The organism is Pseudomonas parafulva NBRC 16636 = DSM 17004, from assembly GCF_000730645.1.
Classification (GTDB): domain Bacteria; phylum Pseudomonadota; class Gammaproteobacteria; order Pseudomonadales; family Pseudomonadaceae; genus Aquipseudomonas; species Aquipseudomonas parafulva.
In genome coordinates this window covers 62109-74468 of the sequence record NZ_BBIU01000007.1, presented here as the reverse complement: position 1 = coordinate 74468, position 12360 = coordinate 62109, and the positions used below count along the sequence as shown (strand labels likewise).

The 12360-nt window shown below is 60.1% G+C and carries 12 protein-coding genes and 2 pseudogenes; 7 read left to right on the top strand and 7 right to left on the bottom strand.

Annotated features, from left to right (window positions below):
- Window positions 1-195 precede the first annotated feature (195 nt).
- Together PPA02S_RS06075 and PPA02S_RS22970 are read left to right on the top strand one after the other, a co-directional pair.
- Window positions 196-792, top strand: coding sequence for a P-loop NTPase family protein (locus PPA02S_RS06075; RefSeq protein WP_028633976.1), 597 nt, complete (start codon window positions 196-198; stop codon window positions 790-792).
- Between the two features lie 235 nt (window positions 793-1027).
- Window positions 1028-1678: a hypothetical protein gene (locus PPA02S_RS22970; protein ID WP_154660079.1), complete on the top strand. Its 651-nt coding sequence runs from the start codon at window positions 1028-1030 to the stop codon at window positions 1676-1678.
- Window positions 1679-1704: 26 nt separating this feature from the next.
- Here the strand turns inward: PPA02S_RS22970 and PPA02S_RS22520 are convergent.
- Window positions 1705-1893, bottom strand: a pseudogene (locus tag PPA02S_RS22520) (IS3 family transposase); the annotation flags it as partial.
- Window positions 1894-1927: 34 nt separating this feature from the next.
- Window positions 1928-2041: pseudogene (locus PPA02S_RS06065) on the bottom strand (transposase); the annotation flags it as partial.
- Between the two features lie 342 nt (window positions 2042-2383).
- On the opposite strand from PPA02S_RS06065, the gene PPA02S_RS06060 reads away from it, so the two are divergent.
- Complete coding sequence (locus PPA02S_RS06060; protein WP_028633979.1) at window positions 2384-2995, top strand: class I SAM-dependent DNA methyltransferase; 612 nt, start codon at window positions 2384-2386, stop codon at window positions 2993-2995.
- A gap of 76 nt (window positions 2996-3071) precedes the next feature.
- On the opposite strand, the gene PPA02S_RS06055 is transcribed toward PPA02S_RS06060, so the two are convergent.
- A complete protein-coding gene (locus PPA02S_RS06055; RefSeq protein ID WP_028633980.1) occupies window positions 3072-4289 on the bottom strand; it encodes an MFS transporter in 1218 nt (405 codons plus the stop codon).
- Window positions 4290-4612: 323 nt separating this feature from the next.
- Here PPA02S_RS06055 and PPA02S_RS06050 point away from each other — a divergent pair, with 323 nt between their 5' ends.
- Both PPA02S_RS06050 and PPA02S_RS06045 read left to right on the top strand, forming a co-directional pair.
- Entirely contained in the window at window positions 4613-5866 is a 1254-nt protein-coding gene (locus PPA02S_RS06050; protein ID WP_028633981.1) for an MFS transporter, read from the top strand.
- 7 nt (window positions 5867-5873) lie between these two features.
- On the top strand, window positions 5874-7127 hold the full coding sequence (locus tag PPA02S_RS06045) for an arsenic transporter (protein WP_028633982.1): 1254 nt from the start codon (window positions 5874-5876) through the stop codon (window positions 7125-7127).
- A 37-nt stretch (window positions 7128-7164) separates the two neighbouring features.
- On the opposite strand, the gene PPA02S_RS06040 is transcribed toward PPA02S_RS06045, so the two are convergent.
- From PPA02S_RS06040 to paaY, 4 genes are all read right to left on the bottom strand, one after another.
- Entirely contained in the window at window positions 7165-8379 is a 1215-nt protein-coding gene (locus PPA02S_RS06040) for a type II toxin-antitoxin system HipA family toxin (RefSeq protein WP_028633983.1), read from the bottom strand.
- Entirely contained in the window at window positions 8379-8723 is a 345-nt protein-coding gene (locus tag PPA02S_RS06035) for a helix-turn-helix domain-containing protein (protein WP_028633984.1), read from the bottom strand. Before PPA02S_RS06035 ends, PPA02S_RS06040 begins: the two co-directional genes overlap by 1 nt.
- 132 nt (window positions 8724-8855) lie before the next feature.
- A complete protein-coding gene (gene paaX / locus PPA02S_RS06030) occupies window positions 8856-9779 on the bottom strand; it encodes a phenylacetic acid degradation operon negative regulatory protein PaaX (protein WP_174435879.1) in 924 nt (307 codons plus the stop codon).
- Between the two features lie 77 nt (window positions 9780-9856).
- A complete protein-coding gene (gene paaY, locus PPA02S_RS06025) occupies window positions 9857-10456 on the bottom strand; it encodes a phenylacetic acid degradation protein PaaY (RefSeq protein WP_028633986.1) in 600 nt (199 codons plus the stop codon).
- A gap of 305 nt (window positions 10457-10761) precedes the next feature.
- Here paaY and paaF point away from each other — a divergent pair, with 305 nt between their 5' ends.
- Both paaF and paaG read left to right on the top strand, forming a co-directional pair.
- The gene (gene paaF / locus PPA02S_RS06020) at window positions 10762-11535 is read left to right on the top strand and encodes a 2,3-dehydroadipyl-CoA hydratase PaaF (protein WP_028633987.1); all 774 of its coding nucleotides are present in this window, start codon (window positions 10762-10764) and stop codon (window positions 11533-11535) included.
- 33 nt (window positions 11536-11568) lie between these two features.
- The gene (gene paaG, locus PPA02S_RS06015) at window positions 11569-12360 is read left to right on the top strand and encodes a 2-(1,2-epoxy-1,2-dihydrophenyl)acetyl-CoA isomerase PaaG (protein WP_028633988.1); all 792 of its coding nucleotides are present in this window, start codon (window positions 11569-11571) and stop codon (window positions 12358-12360) included.

Sequence of the window (12360 nt, the reverse complement as noted above, 5' to 3'; positions counted from 1 at the left end):
TGTGCCCAGAGTGGATTAGGCAGGGTTGAATCTTTGGTCCGGCCAACATATGATGCCGCCCGGCTTGATCGAAGCCTGCTGCCCACAGAGGCAAACCCGAATGGGACGGTCTTCTCCTTGATTTACAGCGTTTGGGATTCCCTGTGCGGATCTCGGCAGTGGGCACCGAATATCCGCGATCAGAGGAGTTACCCCTTGAAACGCATTTTCCTTATCCCCCAAAAAGCCGTCTCCCTCCTGAAACAACGTGCTCGCAATCTTAAGCGAAATCGCCAGATAACCCACCATGAAGCCCTTGAGATCGTGGCCAAAACCGTTGGATTCGACAGTTGGCATCAGGTCGCAGGGGCTGCAGAGAAGTGCAGACCAATTGAGGATGCATTTCGCAGAGGTTTTCTACTCGCCTTTGATAGCTCAGAAGTCCCTGACTTAGAAAACGATGAGTTACCAATCGAGTGGGAGGAGTACGCGTTCGAATTACTCAGAAGCCAGCTTTTCGAGAACTATTGCGCTCAGCTTGACGAAGAAGATCTAGCTCTGCGGCCTATATCGAAGACGCTCGACAGTGATGATCTCAAAGAGTATTTTGAACTGGATTGGGGTCACTTGTATTTTTTCAGGCTGCGCAGCCCTGAAGATGTATCGTCCTCGGTTCAGCTATTGGAGCTTATTGCAGAGCATTCCTTATGGATGCCAAGACTCGTTTTCTTCGAAGGGGAATTGATTGACATGTCTGTTCTGCCAGCTACTGACAAGGACCGCGAATGCTTGGAGAATTCCCATCTGTACTGAATTTTGGGCTGCTCGACAAGCGACTGATCGATTTGTCCATGGTATTCCCCGATAACCCAGACTTCGCCATCACGACTGCTTTTCCAAGATTGGACGATATCGTTCACCGAGAAATTGTGATGAGTAGTCGTGACGCAGTCTTCCTATATGGATCAATTTCGCGTCGTTAGTTAGGCTCAGTACGACATTCAGAACACCATATCGGCCTTTTCAGCGTACCCGAGGCCGGGGCGGAGTGCCTGTCTATAAAGACGGAAACTTTCGAGTATCAGCATTGGATCAGGACAATCTTGAGTTTCACCTATTTGGCGAGCAAAAGATAAACGATATCAAGTTTTCAGATAGAAAACGAATGAAATTCCCCTTAGTCAGGCGCCCGTATTATCCCGTTGCCATACACAAAATGCTAACAAAGATCGCTTTGGCACTTCTGCCTCCACGTGAACATGAGAAATTCCCTCACCTTAAAGCATGGTTGCTACGTCAGGATCATCAACCTCTGGCTAGTAGGGGCCCGCCTGTCATAGAATGGTTAGTCAGTGGCCCCATGCCTCCGGATCGGATCTATTGTGCGATTGCCAGGGCGAGGCCCGCCTTTCAGGAAAAAATGTTCAGATACCAACTCATATTTCAGTTTGGAAATTTTCAGTATCAGATGATCATTCCGCTGCTGGAAGAGAATGGTTGCTCTAAGGGCATTGTGGAACCGCCACTGCTTCTCCCAGACGAATATATTCGTCGCAACGGAATCTCTGATTTTAGACTGCATTCGTTCGACTCCAGCGAAAGGGTAAAAGGCGAAGAGGTAGAGGTTACCATAGGATACGAGTCAGAAGTAACTTATCTGGATGTTAAACAACTGCATTTTGGCGGCAACATCTCCTAAACCTGCTATGCAGATACTTGTAGTGGTCAACTCATTCCGGACACAGTTTTGAGTTTTTCTTCAGCTTTCGCCGGAGCCAGCCCATCGTTGAATTGATGCGGGCGGATCATGCGGTAGCACCACAGTCTCCGGCGGAACTGACGGCTGCCATATTGCGACCCCTGGTCGTAGTGGAACAGTAGCCCTTGAGGTTTGCCACGTTGTTCGTAAGCGAGGTGTTCGAAGTCACTCGCTCAAGTTACTACGCACATCGTCCAAACCGAGCGAGCGGGCTGCTTCGGCATGACTGTAGCCTTGATCGAGCACAAGGCAGGCAGCTTCGAGTTTGAACTCAGGGGTAAAGGTACGACGTTGCTTGGTCATCAGACACCTCTCTGTGGCGAGCATTCTCGCCTAAATAGAATGGGGATCAGGGTCGAGTGTGGTCAACCGGAGGTTGGTGAAGGGCCATGCGCAGAGATAGGATTATGAATGGAACCCAAGCTTTTGAATTTCTGTGAAACGGGGGTTTGTGGGGGTTTGACCGTAGGTATGTGGGATTGGACAGACAACAACGAGAGCGCCCGCATAATACCCAGTTTAACATAATATGGATTATGCGCATCCTTGGATTTTCCTCTGAGGGACACCTAAGGTACATTTCCGTCTCTGGATTACCTCAAATACGTCCTTTCTCGCCACTCAAGCCAAGGATGCCATTTACTCATGGTCCACCACCCATCCGCAGACCAGATCATCGATCTTTACGATCGTCACGCGTCTACCTGGAACACCCTACGTGCCAACCACTTCATCGACCGCAAATGGATTGAACGCTTTGGTTCGTTGCTGCCGTCAGCCGCCAATGTCCTTGATCTGGGCTGTGGCTCTGGCCAACCTGTAGCGCGTTACCTGGTAGAAATCGGCGCATCTGTCGTCGGTGTCGATACCTCTGCGCACATGCTGGCGCTGTGTAGCGCGCAGTTGCCGGCGCAGGAATGGATTCATGCAGACATGCGCACGCTTGCGCTGAACCGCCAGTTCGATGCGATTTTAGCTTGGAATAGCTTTTTCCATCTGACGCCCGATGATCAGCGCCAGATGTTTTCGGTTTTCAGCCGCCATGCAGCGCCGGGTGCGTTGCTCATGTTTACAAGTGGGCCCTCACATGGCGAGGCATTGGGCGTATTTGAAAGCGAAACGCTGTATCACGCGAGCCTGGATCCGCAGGAATATGCCACGTTGCTTAAAAATCACGGGTTCGAGATACGGGAGCATGTCGTCGAAGACGCAGAATGTGGCGGTCATACTGTATGGCTTGCGCGCCGCCTACCCTGATTAATAGGCGATTCGGTAATAACTATGCTAAATATTGATTTAGTTTAGTTATATATTAGGCTGCTGGTGATCTCTCTCACCCTGCCTGGGCGTCCAAGCCGCGCTGCACATACCAAGACAGCGGTAGCGTCAGTAGCAGAGTCGCGGCTAGCGCCATCACCGCCAAAGGGACCGCGGTTAGGTCGCCAAGGCCACCGAACAACACCGGGGCAAGTGCCCCGCCGCCGATGGTGCCGGTATAGAACAGAGAGAAGGCCTGCTCGCGTTTGCCTGCCCCCGCCAGGTCTGGCACCGCACCGTAAAGCACGGACGATGTACCGTTCAGCGCCAGCCCTAGCAGCGGCAGCGTCACCATCAACCCTCCATAGGGCAGGAACACGGCCAGCACGACCAGGCTGGCCGTGGTGAACTCGGTGATCCACACGGTCTTCATCATGCCGATGTGGGCCCCCAGGTAACCGCACAGCAACTTGCCGAAAGCGCCGCCAACGAAAAGCAGGGTCAGTGCCAGGCCGATACCCGCGGTGCCGGCGCCCTTTGCCTTGAGCAGGAATGGCAGGAAGGTCAGGAAACCCATACGTACCGCACTGTCCAGGGTACCCGTGAGAATCAGTGCTCGCAGGCCGCCCACCGAGCCCTGCCCCTGAACAGGCCTGGGCGCCTTTTGCTGCATGGCCAGGGTGGACGCGCGGGATGGCATCAGCCACCACAGCGCCAACGCGGCGGCCAGCCCGAGGAGGCCGATCAGGGACACGCTGGCGCGCCAGGTGATTACCGTCAGCAGTAGCCCCACCAACCCGGGAATCAGGGTCTTGCCGATGTCCCCGGCGAAGTTGTACTGGGACAGCGCCTGCTTGACCCCGCCACCGGCCTCATGGGTGTCGGTGATGAGCGATGATGCCAGCGGGTGCTGGGTACTCGCCCCCAAGCCGCCCAGCAACAGCGCCAGGAGCAGCACCCCTAGCCCCCCGGCCTGCCCCGCCAGCAGGTAGGCCAGCCCGGCCAGGGCAGTACCACCCACCAGCAGGCGCTCGCGCCCCCAACGTTTGGCGCCGCGGCTAGCCAGTAACTGGAAGCCGGCCATCATCCCGGAATAAGCGCCGCGCAGCAGGCCGATCTGGGCGTAGCTCATTGCGAACTGCGATTGCCAGATCGGAAGCAGCACGTAGATCACGTCGGTCAGGCCATCATGCACCGCATGGGCACCGCACCCGGCCAATAGGGAGCGGCGACGCACTGACACATCAGCTGCAGGCAATGCCTTCGGTGAGGCGAAATGTTTTAGCTCATTCATCGTCGAGGCGTACTGCAAAGGTAAAGGGGGGGCCAATTACGTACAGGATCGCATAAAGCATGATAGATGCCGTACAACCTTCCAGAAATAGAGTGACTCCGCGCAAGCTGTCCAAAAAACTTTCATTTTTCTTGTTGATCTACTTTGCCCTGCCCTCGCCTATCATCACGCACAGAGTACCCTTGATCACGGTTGCGCGCAGGCGCTCACCGGGCTGTTTCCAAGCCGGAACCTATTACTCAACGCCGCAGTCTTTTGCCACAGATACCCCAGCGCTGGTCCCCAACCAGCCCCATCCCCGTGGCCCACTCGAGATCACGTCCTTGGAAAACCAAAGGCCCAACACTCCCCATCGTTCGCTTGACTGGTTGAACTTCTTCCTTGCCGATGTGCGCGATGGCCTCGGGCCGTACCTCGCCATCTACCTGCTTGCGGTGCATCAGTGGCAACCGGCAAGCATCGGCCTGGTGATGACCCTGGCCGGTGTCACCGCACTGCTCGCCCAGACGCCCGCTGGCGCATTGATCGACCGCACGCCGGCGAAGCGGGCGGTGGTGGTCATCGCGGCACTACTGGTAACCGGCAGTTGCCTGGTATTGCCGTTTACTTCCTCCTTTACCTGGGTAGCGGTGACACAAACCATCAGTGCCTTGGCGGGCTCGGTGTTTGCGCCTGCGATCGCCGCCATCTCGCTCGGTATCACGGGGCCGAAGGCATTTACCCGGCGCGTCGGTCGTAACGAAACCTACAACCACGCGGGCAATGCATTTTCGGCGCTGTTGGCCGGTGGCCTGGCCTACCTGTATGGCCCTGTGGTGGTGTTCTACCTGATGGGTGTGTTGACCGTTGCCAGCATCTTTGCGGTCAGCCGTGTGCCGGCTGCTGCCATCGATCACCAAGTGGCACGTGGCCTGACACATGCCGATAACGGCCAGGAAAGCCCTGCAGGCTTTGCACTGCTGTTGCACAACCGTACGCTGCTGCTGTTCGCGGTGTGCTGCGCGCTGTTCCACCTGGCCAACGCGGCCATGCTGCCGCTGGTGAGCCAGAAGCTGTCGCAAGTGGACTTGCGCCTGGCTACGCCGCTGACGTCGGCGTGTATCGTTGCCGCACAACTGGTGATGGTGCCGATGGCACTGCTGGTGGGCGCCCGAGCCGAGCAATGGGGGCGCAAGCCGTTTCTGCTGGCGGGTTTTCTGATTTTGCCGTTGCGCGGCGCCCTGTACACGTTCTCCGACAACCCGTTCTGGCTGGTAGGTGTGCAACTGCTGGACGGCATTGGCGCTGGTATTTTCGGTGCGCTGTTCCCCATCATCGTCAAGGACCTCACCGAAGGTACCGGCCGCTTCAATGTCAGCCTTGGCGCGCTGACGGCAGTGTTCGGGCTGGGTGCAGCGCTGAGCCCTGGGCTTGCCGGGCTGGTGGTGCAGTCCTCAGGGTACAATGCCGCGTTCCTGACACTGGCGGGGATCGCTGCAGTCGCGTTCCTGCTGGTACTGCTCGCGCTGCCGGAAACCAGCCCACGCCGCAGCAGTGACACCCCTTCCCCGTCCATGCCCTCACCTGCCGGAAACTGAACCACCCATGCTTGCAAGCGAACATTCAATGATCATCTGGGCGGTGGCCGCTTTGGCCACTGCCGGTGTCATCCTGCGCCCCTTTCGCGTTCCCGAGTATGTCTGGGCGTTGGGTGGCGCGATATTGCTCACCGTATTCGGGCTGATCAGCCCGCGCAGCGCCCTGGCCGCCGTGGCCAAGGGTGGCGATGTGTACCTGTTTCTAATCGGCATGATGGTGCTGGCCGAGCTGGCACGTCAGGAGGGCTTGTTTGACTGGCTGGCCCGCTATGCCGTCGGTCACGCCCGTGGGTCGGGCCAGCGGTTGTTCGACCTGGTGTTCCTGGTGGGTACGGTGGTCACCGTGTTTCTGTCCAATGATGCCACGGCGGTCGTGCTGACCCCGGCAGTGTACGCAGCGTGCAAGGCGGCCAAGGCCGAGCCTCTGCCGTACCTGTTCATCTGCGCCTTCATCGCCAACGCCGCCAGTTTCGTACTGCCCATTTCCAACCCGGCCAACTTGGTGGTGTTCGGCAGCCAGATGCCGCCGCTGCTCGACTGGCTCCGGCAGTTTACCCTACCCTCGCTGGCGGCCATCGTCGTCACCTACCTGGTGCTGCGGGTCACCCAGCGCCGGCAAATCCGACAGCCACTGGCGCTGACGGTAGCCACCCAGCCGCTGTCGGCGGGCGCGCGGTTGTGTGCTGTCGGCATCGTGCTGACTGCCAGCTTGCTGCTGGTGGCTTCAGCCCTGGATCTGCCGCTGGGCCTGCCCACCTTTGGCGCAGGTGTTGCCACCACTGCACTCATCCACTTACGCCAGCGGCGCAGCCCCATGCCTGTACTGCGGCACGTGGCGTGGGGCGTGCTGCCACTGGTGGCCGGCCTGTTCGTGCTGGTAGAAGCTGTCGCGCAAACAGGCGTTATCGAATACCTGGCGCATGCGTTGTTGCACATGGAGCAAGGCTCGCAAGCCAAGGCAAGCTGGGTTGCCGGGGTGGGTGTGGCGCTGGCCAGCAACCTCATGAACAACCTACCGACGGGCCTGATAGCAGGCTCCATGGGCGATATCGTGCAACTGTCCCAGCAGACCACTGCGGCCTTGCTGATCGGTGTGGACCTGGGGCCCAACCTGTCGATCACCGGCTCGCTCGCCACCTTGCTCTGGCTGGTGGCGATTCGTCGGGAGGGTGAGTCGGTGAGCGCCTGGCGCTTCCTGCGTCTGGGTGTGCTGGTGATGCCGCCAGCGCTAGCTGCAGCACTGCTGTGCCTGACCCTCTGAAGCCTCGCGGCAAACGTGGCCTGCCTAAAGGGCGGGCCTAGCCGAGCATTCGCACCGCGCTGACTGCGTCACACGCCTTGTCCAGGTCTTCGCCTGACAGAAACTGGGCGTAGTGGTCCTTGAGTGCCCCTCCCCAGCTGGCGACTTCCTCCAGCACCTGCTCCGCCTCTTCCCGGCCCAATGCGAAGTGCGTGTGGTGGCTCAGCAGGTTCGCCCGGCTTATCTGGCTGCCTTCACGGCCAACAGCCATGGCCAGGGTTTTCGCCGGGCCTTCGTCAAGCATAGGCAGTACGTCATACAGCGGGGACAGGCGCCATTGCCCGCCCAGCCAGATCACCGCATGGTTGCGTGGGTGGTCGTCCGAGTTGCCCACCAGCGCGTTGTAGCACATGCGCTTGAACAGCTCCTGCAAATCGGCGGCTGGCACCCCGCGCCTGCGCATCTCATCGGCCACGCCTGCATAACGCCAGTCCTTGTGGTACGGGCCGTTCCATTCCGAGTCGAGCAAGGTCAGCGCGCTGAGCATGGGGATACGCCTGGCGCCCTGGTCAATGGGCGTACGGTCGAAGCGCTCCACCAGCAGGGTGGAGGGATGCTCGGCGTGCAGTGCAGTGCGGGCGACATGCAGCCCCTTCTGCGCGGCGAATGTCATGCAGGCATGTTCGATAGTGGGCAGGTCGTAGTGATCGAAGCGGTCCCGTGGTTTGGCCAGAATCAGCATGCCTTTATCCTGCAAGGTGCGTTTGGGCCGCGCGCCCCCCAAGGCGGAACGCTGTTGCCGTACGCTCAGCGCCGCGATGGCTTCAGCGTTCAGATGGCCGTCATACACCGCTTCGCACGCAGCGATGAACCGTGCCAGGCCTTTCAGGCCAGGCACAGCCCCATCGCCGATGCCTTCGGCCGGGGTATTGGCGCTGCCGGCCATCAGGTTGCCTACCCGGTCGTTGTTGGGGGACTTGAGCAGAAAATCCAGCGTGCTCAGCTCCTGGCCATACACCCGGTGCAGCAGCCGTTCGCCCCAGCCGTCAGGCATTGCATCATTGATGAAACCAGGTATACCCCGGTTGCGCGTGATGCCGGTGTAGGGCTCCGCCCGCAGCGGGTAGTTGATCGGGTCTGGCACCCAGTGGCCTTGGGCGACGTAATCTGGCGCATAGATGAACTCGCCGGCTTTGCCCTTGAGGGTCAGGCGGCCAAGCGTGACCACGCGCCCGGTGTCCGGGTGCTGCATGTAGATATAGGCGCGCTGCATCAGAAATCCTCCGCCTTGGGCTTGGCCAGGCGTACCCGTCTACTGGCCAGGCTCTGCGCACCTTCGACGCTCTCGGTGAAGCGGGTGACCTGAGAGGCCTGCTCCAGGCCCTCAAGCGATGTGAAGACGACATCGCTGATGCCCAGGCGCCAGAGCACCAGCATGAATGACCGCAGGTCGACCTGTTCGGAACCGCTCTCGATCTTGCGCAGCGTATGCGCCGACACGCCAATCGCCGCTTTGATATCAGCCTGCCGCAGGCCAAGCGCCAGGCGGCGAGCCTTGACCAGCAGCCCGATTTTCCCAAGCGTATCCGCGCAGGCAACCGGAAAGAAATCCAGCATAACTGTCACCTTCGTCGACCTTATGGTGCACAAGGCTAACGCTGGTGCGCTTTAAAGGACAGCAATAAATTAATAAGATTAACCGGTGTTAGCTTTATCCTGAATAAAACCTATGGGTATGAGCTTTAAAAACTATTCAAGGCCTCCAAAACGGCTGTAGAAACTTTCACTCACATCAGGCAACGGCCCGTCTGCCGTTTCCAGTGCAGTGTTCAGCCACTGCTCAGCCTGGGCGAATATCAGACGGTAAAGGTTGCGGCACAGCTGGCGGGCTGCCCTGCCTTCCCAGTCGCCTGGCAGCAGCTCATCCGGCAATTGCGGGTCGCGCAGCAGCAAGCGGCGGTACTCGTGAATCAGCAGCGTGCGCGCCAGGAAGCAGTCCTGGGGATTCAGCTCGGGCTGTTCCTTCAGGCTTTGCCACAACGGCCTGAACAGCTGGATGAACTCACTGTATTGCTGGCCAAGCTCTTCGATACGCCAGCTCTCGCGCACCTGGGCACGCATGGCCTTGGAGGCCAATACTTCCTGGGTGTGGGTTTCGAAGACAATGCTGTCATCCACGGCCTCCAGCTCACGCAACGTGCCCGCAAGGTCAGTACGGTCCGCACGCGGGCACCCGAGCAGGTTCGGCGCCATCAACCCGTAGCCCTGCCACTCAAGCTCCTCCCTGACCGCTTTGCGCTTGGCGGCGTCGAGCTGGGACAGCAACACCAGGGTCCAGGCGCCGTCCCAGGCTGGCTGGCTGGGGCTGTATACCCGTTTGAACGCTTTTTCGAAGCGCCGCCGACCGGTGCCGGTAAGGCTGTAATAGCTACGCCGGCCAACCTTCTCGGCGGTCAGCCAGCCTTCTTTGGTAAGCCGGAAGATGGAGGTGCGGATCAGCCGCTCATTGATCCCGATGGGTTCCAGCAGGTTGATCAGACTGCCCAGCCATACCGTGCCGCCATGGGGCTCGATGGCATCGCCGTACAGCGTGATGATCAACGAGCTGGCGCGGATTGGCGTCTGCTGCTGAAAGCGGGTGACCAGCGTGTTGAGGGGGGCAAGAGTGCTCATGGATGGACTGTGCGCAGATAAAGCCGTGACTATACCTGCGCTGCGGCCTGCGTGGCCATTGCGGGGGCTGGCAAGGCTCATGCCGGCCGCTGGCCTTTGGGGCGCAGCCCATCATCGGCCATGCGTGGGCGTTGTGCCTCAGCCTGGGCCAGCGGCGTGCATTCTACCAACCCCTGCATGCAACGCAGGGTCAATTGCTGGTACTGCGCCGTGCCACGCTGCTTCCAGGCCAGTTCCTCGTCAGTCAGTGCACGCTTGACCTGCGCAGGTGAACCCATCACCAGGCTTTGCGCAGCACCCTGGAAGCCCGCCTTGACGAAAGCAGTGGCCGCCACGATGCAGCGTGGGCCGATACTGGCACCGTCCATCACCACCGCATTCATGCCAATCAGCGCATCCTCGCCGACCCGGCAGCCGTGCAGCACGGCGCCGTGGCCGACGTGGCCGTTGCGTTCGATCACCGTATCGCCGCCCGGGAAACCATGCATCACGCAGGTGTCCTGCAGGTTGGCGCCCTCCTCGAGCACGATACGGCCAAAGTCACCGCGCAGCGAGGCCAGGGGGCCGACATAGCAACCGGCCCCGACTATCACGTCACCGATCAGCACCGCGCTGGGGTGCACATACGCACTGGGGTGGACGACCGGTGTAAGACCGTCAAGCCGATAACAAGGCATTGTAATCTCCCTAAAAAATTCGATACGTGAATAGATCTTGTATCACGTTTTAGAGTGCGTCAACGTCGAGATTTTCAGCGTAACCGCGGAGTTAAGCCCCGAATCAACGCCTTGAAGCCGCATATTTTGTCGATTAATTGAAGCGCACAAAGGATACATAAAAGCAATTTTGAAGTTGATTATAGGTATCGCATGTGACATATACTTGGTCACCGAGGCCGCCACCTGCGTGTGACGCCCCTGCAAACAACTCCAATAAAAGCCGGTGCCTTGACGCGCCGTGCGTGCAGCCCGAGGAACCCGACATGCCGCGATACCTTGACGTGCAGCCACCTGCAAACGGCGTCCAGTTGGTCACCCTGCAACGTCCAGACGCCCTGAACGCGTTGTGCACCGCACTACTGGCGGAACTTGCTGCCACCCTCGAAGCCGCTGCGCAGGATGATCAGGTGGCGGCCGTGGTCATCACAGGGAACCTCAAGGCCTTCGCTGCCGGCGCCGACATCGCGGAAATGGCTGAACGTGACCTGGTGGGCATGCTCAACGACCCCCGCATTGCCCACTGGCGCACCATCGCGGCATTCCCCAAAGCCTTGGTGGCTGCCGTCAACGGCTACGCCCTGGGTGGCGGCTGTGAGCTGGCCATGTGCGCGGACATCATCGTGGCAGGCAGTGATGCCCGCTTCGGCCAACCGGAAATCAACCTGGGGATCATGCCCGGTGCCGGCGGCACCCAACGCCTGTTGCGCGCCGTCGGCAAGCCCCTGGCCATGCAAATGGTGCTCACCGGCGAGCCCATCAGCAGCCAGCATGCCTTGCAAGCCGGGCTTGTCAGTGAGGTCACACAGCCCGAATTCACCGTGGAGCGGGCCCTACACATCGCCCGCACCATTGCCGCAAAGGCGCCCCTGGCCGTGCGCCTGGCCAAGCAGGCCCTTCTGCAGGCCGGCGACACCGACCTGGCCAGCGGCCTGCGCCTGGAACGCCAGGCCTTCACCGTGCTGGCGGGCACCGCCGACCGGGACGAAGGCATCCGCGCCTTCCAGGAAAAACGCCAGCCGCACTTCCAGGGCCGCTGAAACACTACCCGCCACCGACGGAGCGAGTCTGTCATGCCTTTCCAGCACATCGTGTTTGCCATCGAGGACGGCGTAGCCCTTCTCTCCTTCAACCGGCCAGCGCAGCTCAACAGTTTCAACACGGCCATGCACCTGGAAGTGCGCGAAGCGCTCAAACAGGTGCGCCACAGCAGCGAGGCCCGCGTGTTGCTGCTGACTGGCGAAGGCCGCGCGTTCTGCGCGGGCCAGGACCTGTCCGACCGTAACGTGGCACCAGGGGCCGACATGCCTGACCTGGGTGAGTCCATCGACAGGTTCTACAACCCGTTGGTGCGCACCCTGCGCGACCTGCCCATGCCGGTAGTGTGCGCCGTGAACGGTGTCGCCGCAGGGGCCGGGGCCAATATCCCACTGGCGTGCGACCTGGTGCTGGCAGCCCGCTCAGCCAGTTTCATCCAGGCTTTCTGCAAGATCGGCCTGGTGCCAGACTCGGGCGGCACCTGGCTGCTGCCGCGGCTGGTCGGCATGGCACGGGCCAAGGCCCTGGCCATGCTGGGCGAACGCCTTGGCGCAGAGCAGGCCGAGCAGTGGGGCTTGATCCACCGCGTAGTGGACGACGCCGCACTGCGTGACGAAGCGCTGGCCCTCGCCCGCCAGCTCGCCACCCAGCCCACCTATGGTCTGGCCCTGATCAAGCGCGGGCTCAATGCCAGTTTCGACAACGGGTTCGACGACCAGCTGCAGCTGGAGCGTGACCTGCAGCGCCTGGCCGGCCGCAGCGACGACTACCGTGAAGGGGTGAACGCGTTCATGAACAAACGCACCCCCGCGTTCAAGGGGCGCTGA

Coding starts and splice junctions, on each gene's coding strand:
- PPA02S_RS06040 (WP_028633983.1), bottom strand. CDS start 8,379: ATGCAGCGCGCCTATATCTACATGCAGCACCCGGACACCGGGCGCGTG.
- paaY (WP_028633986.1), bottom strand. CDS start 10,456: ATGCCTTGTTATCGGCTTGACGGTCTTACACCGGTCGTCCACCCCAGT.
- PPA02S_RS06055 (WP_028633980.1), bottom strand. CDS start 4,289: ATGAATGAGCTAAAACATTTCGCCTCACCGAAGGCATTGCCTGCAGCT.
- PPA02S_RS06035 (WP_028633984.1), bottom strand. CDS start 8,723: ATGCTGGATTTCTTTCCGGTTGCCTGCGCGGATACGCTTGGGAAAATC.
- paaF (WP_028633987.1), top strand. CDS start 10,762: ATGCCGCGATACCTTGACGTGCAGCCACCTGCAAACGGCGTCCAGTTG.
- paaG (WP_028633988.1), top strand. CDS start 11,569: ATGCCTTTCCAGCACATCGTGTTTGCCATCGAGGACGGCGTAGCCCTT.
- paaX (WP_174435879.1), bottom strand. CDS start 9,779: ATGAGCACTCTTGCCCCCCTCAACACGCTGGTCACCCGCTTTCAGCAG.
- PPA02S_RS06045 (WP_028633982.1), top strand. CDS start 5,874: ATGCTTGCAAGCGAACATTCAATGATCATCTGGGCGGTGGCCGCTTTG.
- PPA02S_RS06060 (WP_028633979.1), top strand. CDS start 2,384: ATGGTCCACCACCCATCCGCAGACCAGATCATCGATCTTTACGATCGT.